The organism is Variovorax sp. OV700, assembly GCF_900099805.1.
Taxonomy (GTDB): Bacteria; Pseudomonadota; Gammaproteobacteria; order Burkholderiales; family Burkholderiaceae_C; genus Variovorax.
The window spans coordinates 104213-128089 of sequence record NZ_FNDR01000013.1 but is presented as its reverse complement, the minus strand read 5'-3'; the positions used below and the strand labels follow the sequence as shown (position 1 = coordinate 128089).

At 67.4% G+C, this 23877-nt stretch carries 24 protein-coding genes and 1 pseudogene; 19 read left to right on the top strand and 6 right to left on the bottom strand.

Going from position 1 to position 23877, the window contains the following annotated elements:
* The first annotated feature begins 86 nt into the window (after positions 1-86).
* Positions 87-1955: a phosphoenolpyruvate carboxykinase (GTP) gene (locus tag BLR24_RS25125; protein ID WP_093022366.1), complete on the top strand. Its 1869-nt coding sequence runs from the start codon at positions 87-89 to the stop codon at positions 1953-1955.
* Positions 1956-2049: 94 nt separating this feature from the next.
* Here BLR24_RS25125 and BLR24_RS25120 read toward each other — a convergent pair whose 3' ends face one another.
* The gene (locus tag BLR24_RS25120) at positions 2050-2598 is read right to left on the bottom strand and encodes a hypothetical protein (RefSeq protein ID WP_093022363.1); all 549 of its coding nucleotides are present in this window, start codon (positions 2596-2598) and stop codon (positions 2050-2052) included.
* Between the two features lie 107 nt (positions 2599-2705).
* Here BLR24_RS25120 and BLR24_RS25115 point away from each other — a divergent pair, with 107 nt between their 5' ends.
* Entirely contained in the window at positions 2706-3686 is a 981-nt protein-coding gene (locus BLR24_RS25115) for a LysR family transcriptional regulator (protein WP_093022360.1), read from the top strand.
* A gap of 10 nt (positions 3687-3696) precedes the next feature.
* On the opposite strand, the gene BLR24_RS30805 is transcribed toward BLR24_RS25115, so the two are convergent.
* Entirely contained in the window at positions 3697-3870 is a 174-nt protein-coding gene (locus BLR24_RS30805; RefSeq protein WP_175543343.1) for a hypothetical protein, read from the bottom strand.
* Positions 3871-3994: 124 nt separating this feature from the next.
* On the opposite strand from BLR24_RS30805, the gene BLR24_RS25110 reads away from it, so the two are divergent.
* The gene (locus BLR24_RS25110) at positions 3995-4801 is read left to right on the top strand and encodes a metallophosphoesterase (protein WP_093022356.1); all 807 of its coding nucleotides are present in this window, start codon (positions 3995-3997) and stop codon (positions 4799-4801) included.
* 8 nt (positions 4802-4809) lie between these two features.
* Here the strand turns inward: BLR24_RS25110 and BLR24_RS25105 are convergent, their stop codons facing one another.
* The gene (locus BLR24_RS25105; RefSeq protein ID WP_093022354.1) at positions 4810-6393 is read right to left on the bottom strand and encodes a phospholipase D family protein; all 1584 of its coding nucleotides are present in this window, start codon (positions 6391-6393) and stop codon (positions 4810-4812) included.
* A 72-nt stretch (positions 6394-6465) separates the two neighbouring features.
* On the opposite strand from BLR24_RS25105, the gene BLR24_RS25100 reads away from it, so the two are divergent.
* Together BLR24_RS25100 and BLR24_RS25095 are read left to right on the top strand one after the other, a co-directional pair.
* The gene (locus BLR24_RS25100; RefSeq protein ID WP_093022351.1) at positions 6466-7695 is read left to right on the top strand and encodes a nucleoside recognition domain-containing protein; all 1230 of its coding nucleotides are present in this window, start codon (positions 6466-6468) and stop codon (positions 7693-7695) included.
* Between the two features lie 41 nt (positions 7696-7736).
* Positions 7737-8447, top strand: a complete 711-nt coding sequence (locus BLR24_RS25095; RefSeq protein ID WP_093022348.1) for a TetR/AcrR family transcriptional regulator — start codon at positions 7737-7739, stop codon at positions 8445-8447.
* A 128-nt stretch (positions 8448-8575) separates the two neighbouring features.
* Here BLR24_RS25095 and BLR24_RS25090 read toward each other — a convergent pair whose 3' ends face one another.
* Positions 8576-9568: a Bug family tripartite tricarboxylate transporter substrate binding protein gene (locus BLR24_RS25090; protein ID WP_093022345.1), complete on the bottom strand. Its 993-nt coding sequence runs from the start codon at positions 9566-9568 to the stop codon at positions 8576-8578.
* Between the two features lie 312 nt (positions 9569-9880).
* Between BLR24_RS25090 and BLR24_RS25085 the strand changes: the two genes are divergently transcribed.
* From BLR24_RS25085 to BLR24_RS25060, 6 genes and pseudogenes are all read left to right on the top strand, one after another.
* A complete protein-coding gene (locus BLR24_RS25085; RefSeq protein ID WP_254787564.1) occupies positions 9881-10324 on the top strand; it encodes a flavin reductase family protein in 444 nt (147 codons plus the stop codon).
* Positions 10321-10821, top strand: a complete 501-nt coding sequence (locus BLR24_RS25080) for a BON domain-containing protein (RefSeq protein ID WP_254787560.1) — start codon at positions 10321-10323, stop codon at positions 10819-10821. Before BLR24_RS25085 ends, BLR24_RS25080 begins: the two co-directional genes overlap by 4 nt.
* A 53-nt stretch (positions 10822-10874) precedes the next feature.
* Positions 10875-11773 (top strand): annotated as a pseudogene (locus tag BLR24_RS25075) (DMT family transporter).
* Positions 11770-12708, top strand: coding sequence for a glutaminase (locus BLR24_RS25070; RefSeq protein WP_093022343.1), 939 nt, complete (start codon positions 11770-11772; stop codon positions 12706-12708). Before BLR24_RS25075 ends, BLR24_RS25070 begins: the two are co-directional and overlap by 4 nt.
* Before the next feature lie 56 nt (positions 12709-12764).
* Positions 12765-13265, top strand: a complete 501-nt coding sequence (locus tag BLR24_RS25065; protein WP_093022340.1) for a hypothetical protein — start codon at positions 12765-12767, stop codon at positions 13263-13265.
* Positions 13266-13436: 171 nt separating this feature from the next.
* Positions 13437-14471: an aliphatic amidase gene (locus BLR24_RS25060; RefSeq protein ID WP_093022337.1), complete on the top strand. Its 1035-nt coding sequence runs from the start codon at positions 13437-13439 to the stop codon at positions 14469-14471.
* Position 14472: 1 nt separating this feature from the next.
* On the opposite strand, the gene BLR24_RS25055 is transcribed toward BLR24_RS25060, so the two are convergent.
* The gene (locus BLR24_RS25055) at positions 14473-15363 is read right to left on the bottom strand and encodes a LysR family transcriptional regulator (RefSeq protein ID WP_093022334.1); all 891 of its coding nucleotides are present in this window, start codon (positions 15361-15363) and stop codon (positions 14473-14475) included.
* Between the two features lie 89 nt (positions 15364-15452).
* Here BLR24_RS25055 and BLR24_RS25050 point away from each other — a divergent pair, with 89 nt between their 5' ends.
* Positions 15453-15647: a YjiS-like domain-containing protein gene (locus BLR24_RS25050; protein WP_093022480.1), complete on the top strand. Its 195-nt coding sequence runs from the start codon at positions 15453-15455 to the stop codon at positions 15645-15647.
* 50 nt (positions 15648-15697) lie between these two features.
* Positions 15698-17380: a hypothetical protein gene (locus tag BLR24_RS25045; protein ID WP_093022331.1), complete on the top strand. Its 1683-nt coding sequence runs from the start codon at positions 15698-15700 to the stop codon at positions 17378-17380.
* On the opposite strand, the gene BLR24_RS25040 is transcribed toward BLR24_RS25045, so the two are convergent.
* Positions 17381-18412 carry a LacI family DNA-binding transcriptional regulator gene (locus BLR24_RS25040; protein WP_093022328.1) on the bottom strand — a complete coding sequence of 344 codons (1032 nt, stop codon included), beginning with the start codon at positions 18410-18412 and terminating at the stop codon, positions 17381-17383.
* Between the two features lie 137 nt (positions 18413-18549).
* Here BLR24_RS25040 and BLR24_RS25035 point away from each other — a divergent pair, with 137 nt between their 5' ends.
* From BLR24_RS25035 to BLR24_RS25010, 6 genes are all read left to right on the top strand, one after another.
* Positions 18550-19416, top strand: coding sequence for a dioxygenase family protein (locus BLR24_RS25035; RefSeq protein WP_093022325.1), 867 nt, complete (start codon positions 18550-18552; stop codon positions 19414-19416).
* A 20-nt stretch (positions 19417-19436) separates the two neighbouring features.
* A complete protein-coding gene (locus tag BLR24_RS25030; protein ID WP_093022322.1) occupies positions 19437-20201 on the top strand; it encodes an SDR family NAD(P)-dependent oxidoreductase in 765 nt (254 codons plus the stop codon).
* Positions 20198-21088 carry a beta-keto acid cleavage family enzyme gene (locus BLR24_RS25025; RefSeq protein ID WP_093022319.1) on the top strand — a complete coding sequence of 297 codons (891 nt, stop codon included), beginning with the start codon at positions 20198-20200 and terminating at the stop codon, positions 21086-21088. Before BLR24_RS25030 ends, BLR24_RS25025 begins: the two co-directional genes overlap by 4 nt.
* Before the next feature lie 363 nt (positions 21089-21451).
* The gene (locus BLR24_RS25020; protein WP_093022316.1) at positions 21452-22444 is read left to right on the top strand and encodes a quinone oxidoreductase family protein; all 993 of its coding nucleotides are present in this window, start codon (positions 21452-21454) and stop codon (positions 22442-22444) included.
* Positions 22445-22465: 21 nt separating this feature from the next.
* Entirely contained in the window at positions 22466-22825 is a 360-nt protein-coding gene (locus BLR24_RS25015; RefSeq protein WP_093022313.1) for a cupin domain-containing protein, read from the top strand.
* A gap of 60 nt (positions 22826-22885) precedes the next feature.
* Positions 22886-23875 (top strand): tripartite tricarboxylate transporter substrate binding protein, encoded by a 990-nt coding sequence (locus BLR24_RS25010; RefSeq protein ID WP_093022310.1) that lies wholly within the window; start codon positions 22886-22888, stop codon positions 23873-23875.
* Positions 23876-23877 lie beyond the last annotated feature (2 nt).

Below are 23877 nucleotides of genomic sequence, written 5' to 3'. Positions count from 1 at the left end.
AGAAACGTTTTCTCAAACGGACCTCCGCGCCATGCCGGCGCGGCGCCCCGTTCGGAAAGACGATTTTTCAACTTAGGAGATTTCCGATGAACGCACCCACGATGCAGGGCCTCGCCATTCAGGCACCCTCATACGTCAAGAACGCAAAGCTGGTGGCCTGGGTGGCCGACATGGCCGCGCTCTGCAAACCCGAGGCCATCTACTGGTGCGACGGAAGCCAGGAAGAGTACGACCGCCTGTGCCAGAAACTGGTCGACGCCGGCACCTTCAAGAAGCTCAACCCCGCCAAGCGCCCCAACTCCTTCCTCGCGGCATCCGACCCGAGCGACGTCGCGCGCGTCGAAGACCGCACCTTCATCTGCTCCCAGAAGAAGGAAGACGCCGGCCCCACCAACAACTGGATGGCACCGGCCGAGATGCGCGCCACGCTGCAGCCGCTGTTCGACGGCTGCATGAAGGGCCGCACGATGTACGTGGTGCCTTTCAGCATGGGCCCGCTCGGCTCGCCCATCGCGCACATCGGCATCGAGCTCTCCGACAGCCCCTACGTCGCGGTCAACATGAAGATCATGACCCGCATGGGCAAGGCCGTGTACGAGGTGCTTGGCACCGACGGCGAGTTCGTGCCCTGCGTGCACACCGTGGGCGCACCGCTCGAGCCCGGCCAGAAGGACGTGTCCTGGCCCTGCAACAAGACGAAGTACATCGTCCACTACCCCGAGACGCGCGAGATCTGGAGCTATGGCTCGGGCTACGGCGGCAACGCGCTCCTGGGCAAGAAGTGCTTTGCGCTGCGCATCGCCTCCACCATGGGCCGCGACGAGGGCTGGCTGGCCGAGCACATGCTGATCCTGGGCGTGACCTCGCCCGAAGGCAAGAAGTACCACGTGGCCGCCGCCTTCCCCTCCGCCTGCGGCAAGACCAACTTCTCGATGCTGGTGCCGCCGGCCGGCTTCGACGGCTGGAAGGTCACGACCATCGGCGACGACATTGCCTGGATCAAGCCCGGAAAGGATGGCCGCATGTACGCCATCAACCCCGAAGCCGGCTACTTCGGCGTGGCCCCCGGCACCAACCTCAAGACCAACCCCAACTGTCTCAAGAGCCTGGACCGCGACGTGATCTTCACCAACGTGGGGCTCACCGACGACGGTGACGTGTGGTGGGAAGGCCTGGAGGACGACGTGCCCGGCAAGAAGCTGCCCGAGCACCTGATCGACTGGCAGGGCAAGGACTGGACGCCGCAGATCGCCAAGGAAACCGGCGCCAAGGCCGCGCACCCGAACTCGCGCTTCACCGTGGCCGCCACCAACAACCCGGCGCTCGACCCGGCCTGGGACGACCCGGCCGGCGTGCCGATCGACGCCTTCATCTTCGGCGGCCGCCGCTCGACCACGGTGCCGCTGGTCACCGAAGGCCGCAACTGGACCGAGGGCGTCTACATGGCCGCCACCATGGGCTCTGAAACCACCGCCGCCATCGTCGGCCAGGTGGGCGTGGTGCGCCGCGATCCGTTCGCCATGCTGGCCTTCATGGGCTACAACATGAGCGACTACTTCCAGCATTGGCTCGACCTGGGCAAGAAGCTCGAAGCCTCGGGTGCCAAGCAGCCGAAGATCTACACCACCAACTGGTTCCGCAAGGGTCCGGACGGCAAGTTCGTCTGGCCCGGCTACGGCGAGAACATGCGCGTGCTCAAGTGGATCATCGACCGCATCGAAGGCAAGGCCAAGGGCGTGGACCATGTCTTCGGCGTGAGCCCGCGCTACGAGGATCTCAACTGGACCGGCCTGGATTTCAGCGCCGAGCAGTTCGCCACCGTCACCAGCATCGACAAGGCCGCCTGGGAAGCCGAACTGAAGCTGCATGCCGAGCTGTTCGAGCAGCTGGCACACCACCTGCCGAAGGAACTGCCGGAAACCAAGGCCGCGATCGAGCAGCGCCTGGCGGCCTGACGCCTCTCCCTGTGCGGCCACCGGGCCGCAGCAACGAAAAAGCCGCCCTCGTGGGCGGCTTTTTCATGACTCGGCTGAAGGATCGATCAGTCGATCAGTAGTAGCGCGAGCTGTTCATGCGGCGCATGGCTTCGTAGAGCGTCGGCATGCGGGCGTCGTTGGCACGTGCGGCCTGGCGGGCCAGCGCGTCGACCTTGGCAACCGTGTCAATGGAAGCCGTGCCTTCCGACTGCTGGCGCCAGACGGCGGCTTGCAGTTCCTGCATCACGCGCGGGTCGCTGTGCGCGGTGGCCAGAAAGCGCTCGTCGGCGCGGTCGGCGGCGCGGCGCTGGGCGGCGGCGCTCAACACACCGGCAACCTTGGCAGCCGCATTGCGCAGCGAGCCGGCGAACAGCGCGGCGATGCCGAAAGCGGCGCCGCAGAGCACGGCCCAGGCGGCGAGCAGAGCGCCTTCGTCCCAGTTGGAAACGAGCGTGTCGGCCACCACCAGCACCGCGGAAGCCACGGCGACGATCAGCAAGACAATCAGCGGACGCGAACCGTTCGCGCCGGCGCGGGCGGCCTGGATCTGGCCGAACAGCACTTCGGCGCGATGGACGCCGGGGTGCACAGTGGGTTGGTCTACGTGGACAAAGCTGGTCATGATGAATCCCTCCGGGGATGAATGGCTGAGTGCCGATGTAGAGATATTAGGGTTTGCCCTAGTGTTTATCCACTTTATCTTTCTGATGTTTATCATTCACATCACTGATGGACGTCAACTTCCGCACCTTCGACCTCAACCTGCTCCGCGTCTTCGACGAGGTGATGGCGGAGCGCAACCTCACGCGCGCCGCGCGCAACCTGTCGATCACGCAGCCCGCGGTGAGCAACGCGCTGCGCCGCCTGCGCGAAGTGCTTGGCGACGAGCTGGTGAGCCGCTCGGGCGCGGGCGTCGAGCCCACCCCGCGCGCGCTGGCGCTCTGGCCCACCGTGCGCGATGCGCTGCGGCAGCTGCAGCACACGCTCGCGCCGGGCGAGTTCGATGCCTCGACGGCCGACACCACCTTTCTCTTGGCCATGGCCGACGCCACGGCCGCCGAGCTCATTCCGGGGCTGGTGCAAATCGTGGAGAAGGAAGCGCCCGCTATCTCGCTGCGCGTTCTGCCGCTGACCACTCGCGATCCGCGGCGGATGCTGGAGCAGGAAGAAGTCGACATGGCGATCGGCTACTTTCCGGCCGTGATTGCCAGCCTGGCGGCGCGCGGGCAATCGGGCGTGGGGGTGGCGTTCGAGACACAGCGGCTCTATCTGGGCCAGTATGTCTGCGTGATGCGGCGCGGACACCCGCTCGCGGGGGCGCCGCTCACGCTGGACGACTACTGCGCGGCCCGGCACCTGCTCGTGAGTTTTTCGGGGCGTCCGTACGGCTTTATCGACCAGACGTTGGGCGCCTTGGGACGCGAACGGCGCATCGTCGTGACCGTGAACCAGTTCTTCACGGCGGGCCGGGTGGTCGCGAATTCAGACCTGCTGACGGTGCTGCCGCGCCATTTCGTCACCGTGACCGGCATTGACGACCAGCTGGTGCTGCGCGATTTGCCCTTCGACCAGCCGATGGTGCACGTCGACGCCATCTGGCATCGCCGCGCGCAGCATGGGCACGCGCACGAATGGCTGCGCACGTCGCTGCTGCGTTCGGCCGCGGCGGCGTTCGCGGACTCGGTGCTCGGGCAGAAGGTGCCCGGCTGACCGGGGCTCTTTAGCGAACGACGGACAGGTAGGCAGAGGCCGCAACGCGCAGTTCCTGCGCGTGACGGGCGTCGAGGCCGGCACGGACGTCGGCGGTTTCCATCAGCGTCGCGGCGTGGCTCGCCGGGTTGCTGTCATTGGAAGAACGGAAGAAACGGGCCACTTGGGCAATGAGGCTGAACATGACAGTGCGCTGCTTTTGGCTGCGCTGGAGTGGTTGATGTCCTAAGAATAGGGGTTATCCCTAATATTGAAAGCCCCACCTCATGCGCTTTATGCATGGGCTGATTCCTCTAGACTGACCTGCGATGAAGCTGCAACTGCTCTCCGATCTGCACCTGGAGTCCCATCCGCGGTTCCACGCCGAGCCCGCGCCCGGCGCCGACATGCTGGTGCTGGCGGGCGATATCGGCTCTTACCAGCAGGGCTCCCGCCTGACCGATACCGACTTCGGGCTGGGCCGCTTCTCGCCCCGCAATGGCTGGCCCGTGCCGGTGATGTACGTGCCGGGCAACCACGAATACGACAACGCCGATTTCGACCTGACCCATGAGCGCCTGCGCGCGCTCTGCAAGGAACTCGACATCCTCTGGCTCGAGCGGGAAACAGCGGTCATCGAGGGCATCCGCTTCATCGGCACCACCCTTTGGGCCGACTTCGATGCGCTGGTGACGCCCACCGACGGCCTGGCGGACGCGCTCAAGAAACGAGGCAAGGCCATGCGGGCGGCCGACTTCTATCTGGAAAAAGCCGCCACGGTGCGCCATGGCCAGCCGTTCATGGCGGGTGCCATGCGTGAGCAAGGCTTGGAGTGCCAGGCCTGGCTCGAAGCGGCGCTGGCCGAGCCGTTCGACGGCACCACGGTGGCCATCACGCATTTCGCGCCCAGCCTGGCCAGTGCCGATCCGCGCTACGGACTCACGCCGGGCACGGCCGGTTTCTGCAATGCGCTCGATGCGCTTCTGCCCGGCGCCCGGCTGTGGCTGCACGGCCACCTGCACTGCCCCTTCGACTACGTGAAGGACGGCTGCCGCGTGGTGGCCAACCCGCTCGGCTACAAGGGCAAGGGCGAACAGGAAGGCTTCCGCCCGAACCTGCTGATCGAAGTGCCCTGACGTCGTGGCTAGAGCAGGTCTTCGCCCACGATCGGCAGCAGCAGCCAGTTCTTGAAGCGCAGCCAGAGAAACTCGCCGGGCTCATCCTCGTGGACGATGTCGCCGCCCGCGTCGTCGTACTCCAGCCATTGCACGCGGCGGCCATTGGGTGCGAGCCGCAGCCGGTAGCCCAGGCTCACGCGCGCTCCGCTCAGGAGCTTTTCATAGTCGGCCACCAGTTCAGGGCTGTCGATCACGAGGCCCATCTCGGTGTTGACCGCGGCGGAGCGGCGATCAAGGTTCATCGAGCCGATGAAGAAGCGCTCGTCGTCGATCACCGCGATCTTGGCGTGCAGGCGGCTGATCGACTGCCCGAAGTCGCCGAAGTGCCCCGAGCGCTTGGTGAGCATCGGCGCGATCTCGTAGATGGTGACGCCGATCTTCAGCATGTCGGCCCGATAGCGTTCGTAGCCCGCATAGGCCAGCGGCTCGTCGGTGGCGCCCAGCGAGTTGGTCACCACGGTGATGCGCCCGCCGCGCTCGATGGCCGCCTTCATCATGGCCATGCCGGGCGGGCCGGGAATGAAGTACGGCGAGGCGATCTTGACTTCGCGCTTGCCCGAATTGATGACGGCCAGCGCACCCTCGTTCACGCTGCCCGCATAGGCCGCACCGGGCGCGCGCGTGATCTTTGCGGGGTCGTCCACGAACAGCGTGAACGGCGCCCAGCGTAGATCGACCTTGCCGGTGGTGAGCTGCTCGCCCACCGGCGACTTGTCCATCACGTCGCGCTGACGAATCGGCACGTCGGGCTGCGCCGTGCTGGCGATGGCATCGAAGCGCTTCTGCGCCTCTTCCACCGTCATGCGCAGGGGCGCGATACGTTCGATGGGCCACGCATGCTCGCTGTTCCAATAGCGGTCGAAGCCTTCGGACATCTGGCGCACCACAGGCCCGCTGGAGAGCACGTCCATGTCGATGAAATTGGCCGCCGTACCGCGCATGAAGTATTCGTTGGCGATGTTGCGGCCGCCCGAGACGGCAAAGCTGTTGTCGGCCACCAGCAGCTTGTTGTGCATGCGGTGGTTGATGCGGCCGAAATCGGCGACCGAGAACAGGAGCCGCAGCGCGAGCGAATCGGCCCGCGAAGGCAGCGGATTGAACAGCCGCACCTCGACATTCGGAAACGCCGAGAACGTGGCGAACAGCTCGTCCTCCCCGGCCGTGTAGAGGTCGTCCACGAGCAGGCGCACCCGCACGCCGCGTGCCGCCGCGTCGCGCAGTTCGCGCAGCAACAGCAGACCGACGTCGTCGTTCTGGATCAGGTAGTACTGCACGTCGAGCGACTTCTCCGCGTGCCGCGCGAGCGAGATGCGAGCGTCGAAAGCGAAGGCCGCTTCGGGCAGCAACCGAAAGCCCGACCGCGATGCGGCTTCATCGGGCGGGCCCGGCCGCACCAACTGGCCGAGCGCGGTGCCGGCCACGTCCGTGATAGCCGCAGTCGGCGCACGCGGTTGCGGCGGCGGGAGGCCCGCACAGCCCGCGAGCCACGCACAGGCCACGGCGGCCCACACCAGGGCCGCGAGCCTGCGGATCAGTGGAGAGGCTGTCATGGCCGCACTGTAGCCCGAAGCAGGTGCGGGCGTAGCCCTATGATCGCGCTCACAAAAAGGGAAAGAACACGCGTGCTCAACGGCTTGTGGCTGGGTTTCTTCGGAATGGCGATGCTGGCCGCGCTCGGGCGCTGGCTCGTGGGCGGCGATCCGGCCGTCTTTGCGGCCATCGTCGAGAGCCTCTTTGCCATGGCGCGGCTCGCGGTCGAGGTGATGGTGCTGCTCTTCGGCACGCTCACGCTGTGGCTCGGCTTCCTGCGCATCGCAGAGGCGGCGGGGCTGGTCGGCTGGCTCGCGCGGCTGCTCGGCCCGCTCTTCAGGCGGCTCATGCCGGGCGTGCCGGCGGGCCATCCGGCGCTGGGCCTCATCACGATGAACTTCGCGGCCAATGCGCTCGGGCTCGACAACGCGGCCACGCCCATCGGCCTCAAGGCCATGCGCGAGCTGCAGCGGCTGAACCCCGACCCGGTCACCGCCACCAACGCGCAGATCCTGTTCCTGGTGCTCAACGCCTCGTCGCTCACGCTGTTGCCCGTGACCATCTTCATGTACCGCGCGCAGCAGGGCGCGAGCGATCCGACGATGGTGTTTTTGCCGATCCTGCTGGCCACCAGCGCATCGACGCTGGTCGGCCTGCTCTCGGTGGCCGTGGCGCAGCGCCTGCGGCTGTGGGACCCCGTGGTGCTGGCTTACCTGGTGCCGGGCGCGCTGCTGCTGGGCGGCTTCATGGCGCTCCTGGGCACCTTGTCCGCGGCGGCGATTGCATCGCTCTCCTCGCTCATGGGCAACCTGGCGTTGTTCGGCGTGATCATCGTGTTCCTGCTGGCCGGTGCGATCCGGCGCATCAAGGTCTACGAATGCTTCATCGAGGGCGCGAAGGAAGGCTTCGACATTGCGAAGAACCTGCTGCCCTATCTCGTCGCCATGCTGTGCGCGGTGGGCGTGCTGCGTGCCTCGGGCGCGCTCGACTTCGTGCTCGGCGGGCTGCGCTGGCTGGTCGACATGGGCGGCTGGGATTCGCGTTTTGTCGACGCGATGCCGACCGCGCTGGTCAAGCCGTTCTCGGGCAGCGCGGCGCGTGCCATGCTGATCGAGACCATGAAGACCCAAGGCGTGGACAGCTTCCCCGCGCTGGTGGCCGCCACCATCCAGGGCAGCACCGAAACCACTTTCTACGTGCTGGCCGTTTACTTCGGCGCGGTCGGCATCCAGCGCGCGCGGCATGCGGTGGCCTGCGCACTGGCTGCCGAACTGGCGGGCGTGGTGGCGGCGATCGCGGTCTGCTACTGGTTCTTCGGCTGAGCGGCGCCGCGCGCGAGCCGCCGGTTTAAGCTCAGAGGCTTATGAAGAAAAGCTCCTCCGCCTCCAGGTCGCATGCCGGATCGCGCACCGTTCCGGCGGCAACCGGCGCCGATGCACCGGTGCCCGATGCTGAGGCGAAGCGCTCCACCTACCATCACGGCAACCTGCGCGACGCGCTGGTGATGCGCGGGATCGAGATCCTCGATGCGCAGGGGCTGGCCGCGCTGAGCTTGCGCCAGGCGGCGCGCGACGTCGGCGTGTCGCAGACCGCGCCGCTGCATCACTTCGAAGGCAAGTCGGGCTATCTCGCGGCCATTGCCGCGCAGGGCTTCCGCATGATGTTCGAGCAGCGCATCCGCGCGCTGCGCAGCCTCAGCGATCCGCGCGAACGGCTGCTCAGCGTGATGCTCGCGCACCTGCAGTTCTCGATCGAGCGGCCCGCGCTGTTCCAGTTGATGTACGGCCCGGCCATTCCGCAGAAGCTGCAGTTCCCCGACCTTGAGCAAGCCGCCACGCGCTCCTACGGCATCCTGGAGACCTGCGTGGGCGACTACCTGAGCCACCGCAACGTACCGCTGGCGCGTGTGCGGCCCGCGGCGCTGGCCGCATGGACCGCCTGCCACGGCCTGGCCACCGTGATGGTCGACCGCCAGAACGCCTGGGACATCGTCGGCAAGGATCCGATGAAGATCGGGCACGACGTGTTCTCGATCTTCATCGCGGGGCTGGACCACCAGCCGGCGGCAACCTAGCCCAGCGCTACTTCGGCCAGCCCGTGGCTCGCTTCCGGAAGATCGAGCGCAAGCGCTGCGCGGGCTCCGGCCGATTGCCCGGTGCAGCGCGAAAGAACATGCAATGGCTTCCGATGAGGCAGTGAGAGTTACTCGAGGACGATGTGCTTGGCGCGGATCAGCGGCGCCCAGCGCTCCCGCTCGCGGCCGATGTAGGCGTTGAACTCGGCCGGCGTCAGCGCCGGCGGCACCACCAGGCCGAGCGCCTCGAACTGGTCGCGGAAGCTGCGATCGGCCACCGCCTGCGCCACCGAGGCGTTCAGCTTGTTCACCACGTCCGGCGGGGCGTTGCGCGGCAGCATGAGGCCGAACCAGGTGGTGACCTCGTAGTCCGGGTAGCCGCTCTCCGCGACCGTCGGCACATCGGGCAGGGCTGGCAGCCGTTCGCGGGTGGTGACCGCGAGCGGGCGCAGCTTGCCGCCGCGCACCAGGCCCATGGCACTGCCCGTGGAATCGGCAAAGAACTGGATGTCGCCGGCCATCAATGCCGCCTGGGCCGGCGCGCTGCCGTTGTAGGGCACATGCACCAGCGAGACGCCGGTAGCGTTTTGCAGCAGCTCGACGGCCAGGTGCAGCGAACTGCCGGTGCCCGTGGATGCGTAGTTGAGCTTGCCCGGGTTCGCCTTGGCGTCGGCAACGAAGTCGCGCAGCGTGCGGTGCGGCGAGCTGTTGCCCACCAACATCACGATCGGCGTGACCGCGATGCGGGCCACCGGCAGCAGCTCCTTCTCGGGGTTGTACGACAGCTTGGGGTAGAGCAGCGGGTTGAGCACCGCGGTGGCGCCGGTGGCAAAGAGCACCGTGTAGCCGTCGGGCTCGGCCGAGGCCACCAGGCGCGCGCCCAGCGCGGTGTTGGCACCGGGCTTGTTGTCCACGATCACGGGCTGGCCAAGCTCCTTGCGCATGCGCTCGGCCAGCGTCCGCGCCAGCACGTCGCTGATGCCTCCCGCCGTGTAAGGAACGACCAGTCGGATGGGCCGATCCGGGTAGGCGCCGGCGGCCGAGGCCGCGGCGCCGAAGAGCGCCAGCGCGGCGAGCGGCGCCCACCGAAGCAGACGCCGAGAGAGTTGTCGTCCGAGCATGTCGTCTCCTGTTTCTGGATCGCTCCCGTCGATCGCGGGGCGCGTTTTAATCTTATCAGTGTCAAGTTAAGAAGGAAATATGAGAGCTTTCCCTACACTTTTCAGGTTGTATCGGCGACGACTTGGCGACAATTAATCTAATCATCAGCAAGATCAGACAGGCCGCGCGAAGCGAGGGCGGCGGCCATTGCGGCCTTGGGCCAGAATAGAGCGGCGTCATTCTGCGCACTCTCTCTGGCTTTTCTCGTGAACGCTCCCGCCCAGGCGCAACCGCCTTCCTTCTCGACCGAAGAATTCCGCAGCGCGCTCGGCATGTTCGCCACCGGTGTGACCATCGTCACCGCGCGGTCGGCCGAGGGCGTGCTGGTCGGCCTGACGGCCAATTCATTCAACTCGGTGTCGCTCGAGCCGCCGCTGGTGCTGTGGAGCCTGGCGCGCGCGGCCGCCTCGATGGCGGCGCTCAGCACCGGCTCGCACTACGCCATCAACATCCTTGCGGCCAACCAGAAGCAGCTGGCCGAACGCTTCGCCACCAAGAACATCGATCGCTGGGCCGACGTTGCCTTTACCGAGGGCCTGGGCGGCGCGCCTGTGCTGGCGGGTGCGGCGGCCAGCTTCGAGTGCTTCAACCGCAGCCGCTACGACGAAGGCGACCACGTGATCTTCGTCGGCGAAGTGGAGCGCTGCACGCACAACGCGGGCGCCTCGCCGCTGCTGTTCCATGGCGGGCGCTTCTACACGGAACATCCCTTGTGAGCCGCTTGGCCGCGCTGATGCCCGCCCTTCTGCTGGCCGCGCAGGCCGCCACGGCGCAGGAGGCGGCAGCGCAGGTCAAGCAGAACTGGTTCGAAGATCCGTTCTTCCGCATCTCCGCCGGCCTGCCCGCCTGCACCATGCCCGAAGGCCCGTTCTATACCGCGGAGGAGCGGCGCGCCCAGACCCATTCGCGGCTGGAGCGCGGCACCAGCTGCTGGCTCGCGGGAAAGTGCACCGACAGCAACGCCTACCGCTACGACAAGCCGCTCGCGCCCAAGGTGCGCGCCGCGCTGCTGGCCGTGCCGGGTGTGCGCAAGAGCAGCGTGTGGGTCGTCATCCAGCGCCGCTGGGTCTACCTGCAAGGCTGCGTGCCTTCGGCCGCCCTGGCCCGCAAACTCGAGCGTGCCGCACGCGCGGTGCCCGATGTGGAGACCGTGGTGCCCGACCTGATGATCGGCACGCGCGGCAAGCCGCCCTACCGCGTGGCCGGCCAATGAACCAACAAACAGCAGCCGCAAGAGCAGCGGCAACGACGACAAACACGCGACGAATGATTCAGCGCAAGACCTACCTCGACTCCCTCGCCATCGGCCTTCTGATCGCATGCTGCGCGTTCTGGGGTCTGCAGCAGATTCTCATCAAGACGACCGTAGCCGAAGTGCCGCCGCTCTGGCAGGCAACGATCCGCATGGTGGGCGCCGTGGCGCTGCTGTGGCTCTGGTGCGTGTCGCGCCGCGTGCCGCTCTTCGAGCGCGACGGCACGCTGCCGGGCGGCCTTTTGGTGGGGCTGCTGTTCGCGGGCGAGTTCGCCTGCATCTACCTGGGCCTGCAGCACACATCGGCGTCGCGGCTCACGGTGTTCCTGTACACCGCGCCGTTCTGGGTGTCGCTGCTGCTGCCGCGCTGGTGCCCGCCGAGCGACTGCGGGGCCTGCAGTGGCTGGGCCTCACCATTGCCTTTGCGGCCGTGATGTTCGCGTTCAGCGAAGGCTTCGCGCAATCGGGCTCGAGCCAGCTGATCGGCGATGCGATGGGGCTCGCGGGCGGCATGCTCTGGGGCGTGACCACGCTGGCGCTGCGCACCACGCGCCTGGCCACCGCGAGCGCCGAGAAGTCCTTGTTCTATCAAGTGGGCGTGACCGCCGCCGTGTGTCCCGTGCTGTCGCTGGTGCTCGGCGAAACATGGAGCTTCTCGTATTCGGCCTGGGCGTGGACCTCGATCGGCCTGCAGACCGTGGTCGGCGCCTTCGCGAGCTATCTCACCTGGATGTGGCTGCTGCGGCACTATCCCGCCACGCAGATGTCGTCGTTCAGTTTCCTGACGCCGCTGTTCGCGCTGGTGTTCGGCGTGGTGCTGCTGGGCGAACCGCTCACGCTGCAGCTGATGCTCGCGCTGGCCGGCGTGGCGATCGGCATCGTGATGGTCAACCGGCGGAGGGCACGGCCATGAAAGACGCGGACTTCCAACCGGTGCTCGACGACATCGTCGGCACCCTGCGGCCGCTGCTGGGCCAGGCCGGTACCGTGGCCAGCTACATCCCCGCGCTGGCCTGCATCGACCCGCGCCAGCTCGGCATTGCGCTGCGCACCTGCGACGGCACCGAGGCTTTTGCCGGCGACGCCGAAGCCCCGTTCTCCATCCAGAGCGTGTCGAAGCTCTTCACGCTGACGCTCGCCATGCAGCGCATGGGCGAGGCACTGTGGGAGCGCATCGGCCGCGAGCCATCGGGCAATCCCTTCAACTCGCTGGTGCAGCTGGAGAACGAACATGGCAAGCCGCGCAACCCGTTCATCAATGCGGGTGCCATCGCCGTGGCCGACCGCTTGGTGAGCCAGGCACTGCAGGCCGGCGGCAGCGCCAAGGCCGACATTCTTGCGCTGATGGGCAGCCTGTGCGGCGAGCCGATTTCGTTCGACGACGAAGTGGCACGCTCCGAAGCCGCGACCGGTTTCCGCAACGTTGCGCTTGCCAATTTCATGAAGAGCTTCGGCAAGATCGACAACGACGTGGCCGTGGTGCTCGACACCTACTTTCACCAGTGCGCGCTGCGGATGAGCTGCCGCCAGCTCGCGCGCGCGGCGGCCTTCCTGTGCCGCGACGGCGCGCATCCGATCGACGGCCAGGCCGAGGTGACCGGCGAACGGCAGACGCGCCGCATCAATGCGCTGATGCTCACCTGCGGAACCTACGATGCCGCGGGCGACGTGGCGTTTTCGATCGGCCTGCCCTGCAAGAGCGGCGTGGGCGGCGGCATCGTGGCCGTGGTGCCCGACCGGCTCACGCTGTGCGTCTGGTCGCCTGCGCTCGACGCGACGGGCAACTCGCTGCTCGGCATGAAGGCGCTGGAATTGTTCGTCGCGCGCACGGGGCTGTCGGTCTTCTGAGCAGCCGCCTTGCAGGCGCAGGCGAAAATGGCCCGCGCACGAACACAAGCATCCGAATGACCGAAGCCACAGACTCCACCGACTCCGACACCCTCCCCCTGCAGGAACCCCGCCTCTGGCGCGACGGCCAATGGACCGCCCGCGTGATCAAGAACGAGGAAGACGACGGCTGGGCCGTCGAGATGACCCGCCACGGCGACCCCGAGCCGGCGCTGGTCGGCCCCTGGACAATGGGCCGCGACAAGAAGAACCCGAAGCCACTCGACGGCCCTGCGTTTTCCACGCTGGTGAAGACCGCCGCCGAAGTGATTCGCCGCCACGAGCAGCAGCTGCACGCCACGCTCAACAAGAGCGTGACCGTCACCGCGAAGGGCGACCAGCGCGTGCGCGTGTCGCTCGCCATCGTGCCCGACGAGGACAGCCCCTCGGCCACGCTCACCGCGCATGACGATGCCGACGACACCGAGCTTGCCAGCGTCAACGTCTCGCCCGCCTTCAGGCTCACGAGCTCCAGCGCTACCGCCTGGATCGAATCCGATTACGCACGGCCCCGCTGAACGCGCCCCGCAATCAGCGAAATGACGTATGGGCAGCCCGCACGGGGCTGAGAACAATCGGCTCCGACGACACGAATCCACTGCCGCACCAGAGACAAGCCCGAATCGGTTGAACACCGACTCGGGCTTTTTTGTTTCTCTCTTTCTCAACTACCCTCCAGGAGCAGCGTCATGAGACATGGTGATATTTCGAGCAGCAACGATGGTGTGGGCGTCGCGGTCGTCAACTACAAGATGCCGCGCCTGCACACCAAGGCCGAGGTGCTGGACAACGCCCGCAAGATCGGCGAGATGCTGGTTGGCATGAAGAAGGGCCTGCCGGGCATGGACCTCGTGATCTTTCCCGAATATTCCACGCACGGCATCATGTACGACGCCAAGGAGATGTACGACACGGCCGCCACTGTGCCGGGCGAGGAAACTGCGATCTTTGCCGACGCCTGCCGCCACGCCAACGTGTGGGGCGTGTTCTCGCTGACCGGCGAGCGCCACGAGTCGCATCCGGACAAGGCGCCCTACAACACGCTGATCCTGATGAACAACCAGGGCGAGATCGTCCAGAAATACCGCAAGATCATGCCGTGGACCCCGATCGAAGGCTGGTACCCCGGCGATCGCACCTATGTGAGCGACGGCCCCAAGGGCATGAAGATCAGCCTCATCATCTGCGACGACGGCAACTACCCCGAGATCTGGCGCGACTGCGCGATGCGCGGCGCCGAGCTCATCATCCGCTGCCAGGGCTACATGTACCCGGCCAAGGAGCAGCAGATCCTGGTGTCGAAGGCGATGGCCTTCATGAATAACACCTACGTGGCGGTGGCCAACGCGGCGGGCTTCGATGGCGTGTACTCGTACTTCGGGCATTCGGCCCTCATCGGCTTCGACGGCCGCACGCTGGGCGAATGCGGCGAGGAGGAAATGGGCATCAACTACGCCGAGATGTCACTCAGCCTGATTCGCGATGCGCGCAAGAACGGCCAATCGCAGAACCATCTCTTCAAGCTGCTGCACCGCGGCTACACCGGCGTCATCAATTCGGGCGACGGCGACCGTGGCCTGGCGGACTGCCCCTACGACTTCTACACGCAGTGGATCAATGACCCGGAGGGCATGCGCGAGAAGGTGGAGTCGATCACGCGCAGCACCATCGGCACCGCCGAATGCCCGATCGAGGGCCTTCCGAACGGAACCCCACAAGATTGAGTCAGAGCTGCCGGAAAGCCGTCAGCACCTGCAGCACGCTTTGCGTGGCGCCATCGAGCAGCGCCCGTTGTCGGTGCGCAATGCCCAGGCGGCGCGTGAGCCTGGGCGTGATCGGGAGGATCTGCATGCGCTGGTTCAGCGCCGCGTCGGTGGTCTCCTGCAGCGGCAGCAGAGCCGCGCCATAGCCGGCCGCCACCAGGCTGCGGATGGCTGCGTCGTAGTTGAGTTCGATGCGCGCACGCGGCGCAAAACCGGCCGCCGCGAACCACTCCATCGAGAGCCGGTACATGTGGGTAGTGGCATCGTTGAAGATCAGCGGCTGCGCCGCGAGCCATGCCGGCGTGACGCGCTTGGGCGCCTTCCAGCGCTGCGGTACGAACGCCATCATGGCCTGGTCGCACCACGGCGTGACGGCGATGTCGCGCTGCGGCGGCTGCGGGATGGCCACCAGGCCGATGTCGAGCGTGCCGGCGGCCAGTCGCGCCATGGCTTCGTATGAGCCGAGGATGCTCACCTCCACGTCGATGCCCGCATGGCGAGACCCCAGGGCTTCGAGCACCTGCGGCAATAAGTCGACCACCACGCCGGTGGAAGTGCCGAGGCGCACACGGCCGGTGCGGCCTTCGGCCTGGCGCTTGACTGCCTCGACGGCATCGTCGGTGTCGCGCAGCAGCTTGCGCCCGCGCTCGACCAGCGCCGCGCCGGCCGCCGTGGGCGTGACGCGGCGATTGCCGCGGACCACCAGCGGCGCACCCAGGCGCGATTCGAGTTCGCTGATGTGCAGGCTCACGGTCGGCTGCGCAAGATGCAGCGCCTTGGCTGCGGCCGAGAAGGTGCCCAGATCGGCAATGGCAATGAGCGTGCGTAGCTGGTCGAGGTTGAGTTGTCGCATCAGGAATTCTGATTGAAGGTGTCAGGAATCTCAACTTCCACAATAGCACGCATCGCCGCAAGATGAGGCTCCCCCACAAGGAGCCTATCGTGACAGCGCCGACGCACTCGCCCTTTCATCAACGCCTGATGCATGCCCTGCGCAGCTGGCGCCGCCGCGCCGCGGAGCGCCGCCGCAGCCGCGCGGACACGCAGCACCTGGTCAGCATGAGCGACCACCAGCTGCGCGACCTGGGCATCGGCCGCAGCCAGGTACGGGAAGTGGTGGACCGCGACAGGTTCTGAAGAAAGCACCCGTGCTTGGCCGCCTCTGAATTTGAGGTTCAATCTCGGGCGTGCCAAAGCCTGCTGCCCCCTCCCCCCTTTTCATCGAGCTGACTTCGCCGCAATCGGTGAATGGCCAGCGCGCGGCGTTCCAATCGCTCTGGCTGCTCGCACGCATGAAGCACGCGCACGATGCCGAGGGCGGCCTCGTGCGGCTGGCCGACCTGCGCGGCGAAGTGTCCGATGCGAGCACGCTGCGCATGGTCGTGAGCCGCGCGTTCCGCGACTTCAAGGCATGGAACATCGAGGTCGGCTGGGGTGAGGACACGCAGCGCGAACCGCGCTTTCTCAACGCCGAGCGGCGCAGCCAGGGCCCCTTCTGGCTGCCGGCGGCCGAGGCGAAGCGCGTGCGCATGCTGGTGGATGGCCGCACGGCCACGGCGGCGGAAGTCGCTTCTTTCCTGGGGCTGCGCTCTCGCCGGGCGAGTGCAGCAGCACCCGGCTCGCCGAAGCCACCTGACGCGGTGCACCTGCAGGACGCGGCCTTCTGGAAGCAGCTGGTCGCCTCGCAGCAGGCGGCGCGGCAGGGCAGGCTCATGGCGCCGGTGGCAGGTGGCAGCGCGGCCGGGTCACCGGCCAGCGCATTGGAGTCGATCCGCCTCGCCGGCACATTGGCCGCGACCGACTTTCAGCGCGCGCTGGTCACGCTCAACGAGGCCATGCTGTGGCGCCGCCTCGGCGACAACGAGCAGGCGCGCCGGCGACTGCAGGCTTTGAAGAAGCAACGCCTCGCCCATCACGTGGCGGGCAACGACTACCTCGGCGCGATGGAATGCATCGTCTCGGCCTGGTGCGCCTACACCGCGCGCGACCTGCCACTCGCGCAGTCGCTCCTTGCCGGCATGGCCGAGGACGCGGTGCGCGGACTCGTGCTGCGGCACCACCCCGACGTGCGCTTCGAATGGTGCAACCTCTGGGCCCTGGTGTGCCGCTCGCGCGCATTGGCGCTCGCCGCCGACGACAGGCCCGCGGCCGCCGCGCTCGCCGAAGAATCGCTGCAGCGCTTTGGCGAGGCATTGGCCGCGGCCTTCGAATCGCACTCCTTCGAGGCGGCCCAGCACGTGGCTGCCAACATGGGCATGGCCGCGTGGCTGTTCGACCGCGTGGGCCTCTCGGACCTGCCGGCACTCGCGCACGACGGACACGCCGACACCACGCGCCGCGCCGTTCAATGGATCGCCTTCAGCGAATGGCTCTGCGGCCACGCCGACGGCCAGGGCCGCTCGGCCTGGAATGCGATCTACCTGATGCGCATCGCGCGCGGCCATTGCCGGCCCGAGAAGCAACCCTCGCTCGCGCAGTTCCGCGCGCAGAAGCCGCTGGAGCCGGCCGCCATCTCGAAGCTCGCCGGCCCGCTCGCCGATGCCTTCGACGCCGCGCATTGGCCGGCGCGCTGGGTCGATGTAGCACAGGCGCGACTGGCCGACCACCAGGCCGGCCGCCGGCGCTACCCCGGCCTGCAACATTGCAGCCTTCTGTTCGAGCACGCCTGGTATGCGGCCCATGCGGGCGACCTGAAGGCGGCAGAGCAGTCGCTGGAATCGCTGCGCGATGCATTGCCGCAATTGGTGCCGAGCGATCGCGCCTATTTCACCGAGTCGTGGAACGACACCTTGCCGGCCGAGCTGGTGCTCGAAACGAAGCCGCCGCGGCGGCCGGCGGCGCGCAAGAAGGCCTCGCCTCGAAACAGCTGATCAGCGCGCTGCCGGCGCCCCAGTCGACTTGCGCACCACCAGCTCGGGCCGCAGCACCACGGTCGACGCCGACATCGCGTGACCGTCGATCTCCTCGAACAGCATCTCGGCCGCGCGCCAGCCGAGTTCGCGGTGCGGCAGGCGGATGGTAGTGAGCGGCGGATCGACCATGTCGACCAGCGGCATGTCGTTGTGGCCGGTGATGGAGATGTCCTTCGGCACGCGCAGGCCGGCCTGGCGCAGCGCGTCGTAGGCGCCGAGCGCCACCAGGTCGTTGCAGCACACCACCGCTTGGGGCGCGGCGCCGGCTTCGAGCATCTGCTGCATCGCCGCGGCGCCGGCCTCGCGGCTGTAGCTTGCGCACTCGATCACGCGGAACGGCTTCATGCGATGGTCGCGCAGCGCCTGCTCCACGCCCAGGCGACGGCCCACGCCGGTGGGGATGTTCTGCGGGCCGGCGAGATGCGCGATGCGCTTGTGGCCCAGGCCCACGAGATGGTCGACCGCGAGCTTCATCGCCAACCGGTCGTCGCTCACCACGGCGGGCAGGCGGCCGGTTTCATCGGCGCGGTTGACCAGCACCGCGGTCATGCCGGCCTTGGTGACGAAATCGACCAGCGGATCGTCGCGCGTGGCCGTCGCCAGGATCACGCCATCGACGCGCTGCGCCAGCATGCGTTCGAGCACGGGCCGCGCGAGCGCAGGGTCGACCACGTTGGTGACGAACACGAAGTAGCCCCGCGCCGCCGCACTGGCCTCGATGCCCTGCAGGATGGGCGGAAACACCGCGTTGGTGATGTCGGGCACCAGCACGCCGATGGTGTGGGTGCGTCCGGTGCGCAAGGCCGAGGCCGCGCGGTTGGGCCGGTAGCCCAGGCGCTGCGCCGCCTCTTCGACCACGCGCAGCACCTCGTCGCTGATCAATGAGCGCTTGTCCGGGCTGAGCGCGCGCGACACGGTCGACACATGCACGCCGGCGGCACGGGCAACGTCGCGAATGGTGACGGGAGAAGAAGGCGGGCTGGTGCTCATGGGCTGATTGATGCAAACGATTGTCGTGCAGGCGGAGCGCTGGAGCGGCTTTTCCCCATTCCCGGTCTTCCGAACAGGGTCATTTTACTTTTCCGCAGTTTGGACTAAGATCATGCAAACGATTGCAAAGACTTTCCATGAACATCGCCACCTCTCCCGACTCGGTGCTGGGCTTCGCGCTCGAAGCCATGGCACGCACCCCCGACCCGCGGCTGCGCACCGTGATGGACGCCCTCACGCACCACCTGCATGCCTTCGTGCAAGAGGTGAAGCTGACCGAGGAAGAGTTCGAGCAGGCGCTCGAATTCATCGTCGCCATCGGCCAGGCCACGGGCGAAAAGAAGAACGAGGTGGTGCTGGCGGCCGACATCCTCGGCGTGTCCACGGTGGTGGCGCTGCAGAACAACCAGGACCCGCACGGCGAATCGCCGGCCGCGCTGCTCGGGCCCTTCTGGCGCGCCAATTCGCCGGCCTGTGCGCAGGGCGACAACATCGCACGCTCGGGCACGCCGGGCATTCCGCTCGCCGTGTCGGGCACGGTGCGCAACGCGCAAGGCGAACCGGTCGCGGGCGCCACGGTCGATGTGTGGCAGGCCTCGCCCATCGGCCTCTATGAAAACCAGGACCCGGCGCAGGAAGACATGAACCTGCGCGGCCGCTTCACGACCGATGCGCAAGGGCGCTTTCATTTCCGCAGCGTGCGGCCGGCCGGCTACCCGGTGCCGACCGACGGGCCGTGCGGCGTGCTGCTGCGCGCGCAGCAACGCCACCCCAACCGGCCCGCGCACCTGCACTTCATGGTGAGCAAGCCGGGGCACAAGGTGCTGGTCACGCAGGTGTTCGCCGACGACGACGAGAACCTGGAGAGCGACCCGACCTTCGGCGTGACGCGGAGGCTGATTGGCCGCTTCGCGCTGGCGCCCGATGGCCAGGCCGCCACGCTGCAGTACGACTTCCAGCTCGAGCCCGGCGAGATGAAGTTCCCTCGTCCCCCCATCCCCTGAACCCACTCTTCTTTCATCCCATGAGCTTCGATCCTGTTTCCCGACTCGACGGCAAGGTGGCCGTCATCACCGGCGGCCTTGGCGCCATCGGCTACGCGACGGCCACTCGCCTCGCCGCGCTCGGCGCTACCTGCGTGCTGCTGCACCGCAAGGGCGACGATGCGGCCGCGCGCGCCGCGGCCCTGCCCTCCGCCAACGGGCAGCGCCACAGTGCGATTCGCGCCGACATCGTCGATACCCCGAGCCTGGAGGCGGCCGCTGCGGAGGTAAAAGCCACGCATGGGCGTTGCGACATCCTGGTCAACAGCGCGGGCCACACGCAGCCCATCGCGGCCGGCGATCTCGACGCGCTGACGGACGAGCTCATCGACGAGCTGCTGCGCGCCAACTTCCGCGGCGTGTTCGCGACGATCCGCGCTTTCGCGCCGATGCTGAAGCAGAGCGGCGACGGACTCATCGCGAACATCTCGTCGATAGCGGGCTTCACGGGTGTGGGTAGCAACCTCGCCTACGTCGCGGCCAAGGCGGGCCTCGACGTGGTGGGCGATGCGCTGGCCAAGGCGATGGCACCAGCCGTGCGCGTGGTGTCGGTGTCGCCGGGTGCGGTCGAGTCAGGCTTCGTGCCGGGCCGCGGCGCTGAGTTTGCCGGCAAGATGGCGAGCACCACGCCGCTCGGGCGCATCGGCAAACCCGACGACGTGGCCGCCACGGTCGAGGCGCTGGCGACGACGATGCGCTTTGTCACCGGCACGCGCATCGTGGTCGACGGAGGGCGTCACCTGTGAACGTCAAGACCCTCATAACCTGCGCCGTCACCGGCAACCTCGTGAAGCCCGAGCAGACGCCGCACCTGCCGATCACGCCGGTGCAGATCGCCGACGAATGCCTGGCCGCCGCGGAGGCCGGCGCGGCGCAGGTGCACATCCACGTGCGCCATCCCGAAACCGGCAAGCCGTCGATGGAGGTCGCGCTCTACCGCGAGGTGGTCGACCGCATCCGCCGCGAAAACCGCGAGCTGATCATCAACCTTACGACCGGACCCGGCGGGCGCTACATACCGAGCGAGGACGATCCGAAGATCGCCGCGCCGGGCACCACGCTGCTGCCGCCAGAGAAGCGTGTGGAACACATCGCGCTCATCAGGCCCGATGTGTGCTCGCTCGATCTCAACACCATGAACTCGGGCCCGGACGTGGTGATGAACACGCCGAAGAACGTGCGGCGCATGGCCAAGGTGATTCGCGAGGCGGGCGTGAAGCCGGAGCTGGAGATCTTCGATTCGGGCGACATCAACCTCGCGCTCGACCTGATTGCCGACGGCACGCTCGACGGACCTGCGATGTGGACCTTCGTGCTCGGCGTGAAATACGGCTTCGCGCCCACACCCGAGACACTGCTCTATGCCCGCAACATGCTGCCGCGCGGTGCTTTCTGGAGCGCCTTCGGCATCGGCCGCATGGAGTTTCCGATCGTCGCGCAAGCCTGGCTTCTGGGCGGCCATGTGCGCGTGGGCATGGAAGACAACATCTACCTCGAGAAGGGCGTGCTTGCCACAAGCAATGCACAACTCGTGGCGAAGGCGCGCGACATCCTGCTGAGCCTGGGTGGCGAGATCGCCAACCCGCGCGAGGCGCGCGCGATGCTGGGTTTGCCTGGTGCGGGAGCCAAGTGATGAGGGCTTGTTCTTCTGTGCCACGCGTCGTGGGTCATTCAGGGTGCGCTCGCGCCGACGGGGTACCTTGCTCCGCGAATGTCCCCCGGCCTGCGGCCTCCTCCTTTATTTCGCTGCGCAAGGCACCCCGCCAGCGCGAGCGTTGCAAAGAGCGGTCGTTGATCGAGCGGAACAACCGCAGCGCTTGGTGTGCACAGGGCGCCGGGTGCTCCCCGCAGCGAAATAAAGGAGGAGCCGAAGGCGGGGGACATTCGCGGAGGGGAGTACCCGGTGGCCTGCGCACGCGCCCTGAACGAACGACCCCCGGACACAAACGAGCCGCGGCGCAAAACGCGACCACACACTGAGATGAGCATCGCCTCCATGCAAACAACCGACACCCCGCGCGCACTGCGCGTGAACGAAAAGGCCGTCAACCTCGACGCGCTGCAACTCGAAGCCGCACCGCAGCCGGAACCCACCGCGCCCCCCGGCCATGCCGTGGTGCAAGTCGCGGCCGCAGCCGTGAACCCGAGCGACGTGAAAGCCGCGCTGGGCCTTATGCCGCAGGCCGTGTGGCCCCGCACCCCCGGGCGCGACTTCGCGGGCACCGTGGTGAGTGGTCCCACCGAGTGGATCGGCCGCGAGGTCTACGGCTCGGGCGGCGACATCGGCATCACGCGCGACGGTTCGCATGCACGCTTTCTCGTGCTGCCCGAAGCCGCGCTGCACGCCAAGCCCCAGGGCATCTCGATGGACGAGGCCGGCTCGGTGGGCGTGCCCTTCGTCACTGCGTTTGAAGGCTTCCGGCGCAGCGGCATGCCGCAGGCCGGGCAGACCGTGCTGGTGCTCGGCGCCAACGGCAAGGTCGGCCAGGCGGCGGTACAGCTTGCTTCGCAGGCCGGTGCGCGCGTGATCGCGGTGCAGCGCCGCGCCGGACCCTTCGAAGGCTTCGCGAGCGGGCCGGTCGACGTGATCGATGCGCGTCACCATGCCGACGTGGGTGCGCAAGTGCGCGAGCTCACCGGCGGGTGCGGCGCACACATCGTCTACAACACCGTCGGCAGCGCCTACTTCGAGGCCGCCAACAAGGCGATGGCCAAGGGCGCGACGCAGATCTTCATCGCCACGCACGAGCGTGCCGTGCCCTTCGACATCTTCGCGTTCTACCGCGGCATGCACACCTTCGTGGGCATCGACTCGCTGGCGATGGACTGCGTGGCCTCCACCGCGCAGCTCGATGCGATGCGCGAAGGCTTCGAGCGCGGCACGCTGAAACCCTTTCCCGTGGCGCGGCACTTCACGCTCGACGAAGCCATGGACGCCTACCGGCTCGTGCTTTCGGGCAGCACCGACCGTGTCGTGCTGCGCCCCTGAACACCGAGGAGGAACACCGCCATGCATGTGACCCGTTTCAGCGAAGCGCCGCACTACGAAGCGCCCAACCATTTCGACATGCGCTGCCTCCGTCTGCAGGGCAAGGAGGCCGGACCCTCGACGCAGATGTGGATGGGCATGAGCCAGATCCTGCCCGGCGGCCACACGGGCCTGGATGGTTCGCCGATGGAAAAACTTTATCTCGTGCTCGAAGGCCAGCTCCACGTGGTCGGCGAGCTCAATGGCGCGCACCAGGAAGAAGTGCTCGGCCCCTACGACAGCTGCCGCTTCGCGCCCGGCGAAAAGCGCCAGCTGGAAAACCGCAGCAATCGGCCGGTGCTGGTGGCGCTGGTGATGCCGAACGCGCCGCCGGCGGCATAGCGCCCTCCTCTTTCCCAGTCATTCATCGCTCAGCCAAACAAATCAACGGAGACAAGACGCATGAAGAAGACATTCAACCCGAGCCGCCGGCAGGCGCTCGCGATGGCCGCCGCGCTCGCGGCTTGCGCTTTCGGTGGCGCACAAGCGCAAAACGCATGGCCCGGCACGCAGCCGATCAAGCTGGTCGTGCCCTTCACGGCTGGCAGCGGCACCGACATCGTCGCGCGGCTGGTGGCCGAGAAGCTCGGGCCCGTGCTGGGCACCAGCGTGGTGGTCGACAACAAGCCCGGTGCGGGCGGCACGCTCGGCGCGGCCATTGCGGCCAAGGCGCCGGCCGACGGCTACACGCTGCTGGTGCATTCGGCGGGGCACCTCGTGAATCCGTGGATCTACAAGGGCCTGTCGTACGACACCATCAAGGACTTCACGGGCATCACGCCGATGGCGAGCTTGCCCAACGTGCTGGTCACCGCACCTTCGCACTTCGCGAACGTGCAAGACCTCGTCGCCAAGGCGAAAGCCAAGCCGGGCAGCTTCAACTATGGCTCCGCGGGCAACGGCTCGGCCACGCACATGAACGCCGAGGTGTTCCGCCTCGCAGCCGGGGTGGACGCGCAGCACGTGCCCTTCCGCGGCACGCCCGAAGCCATGACCGAAGTGATGGCCGGGCGCGTCGACTGGTTCTTCGCGCCGATGGTGTCGGCCCTGCCGCTCATCAAGGGCGGCAAGCTGCAGGCGCTGGCGGTCGGCACGGCCAAGCGCTCACCCGCGCTGCCCGATGCGCCCACCACGGTGGAAGCCGGCGTGCCGGGCTCCGAGTATTTGTTCTGGGTCGGGCTCTTCGCACCCGCGAAGACGCCGCAACCGGTGGTGGACCGCCTGCAGGCCGAGGTCGCGAAGATCATGGCCTCGCCCGAGCTGAAGGAGCGTCTCGACAAGCTCGGCGCTGAGCCTTTCACCATGCCTTCGGCACAGTTCAACAAGTTCATCGCCGACGAAACGGCCAAGGCGCAGCAGGTGGTCAAGGCAGCCAGCATCAAGGTGGATTGAGC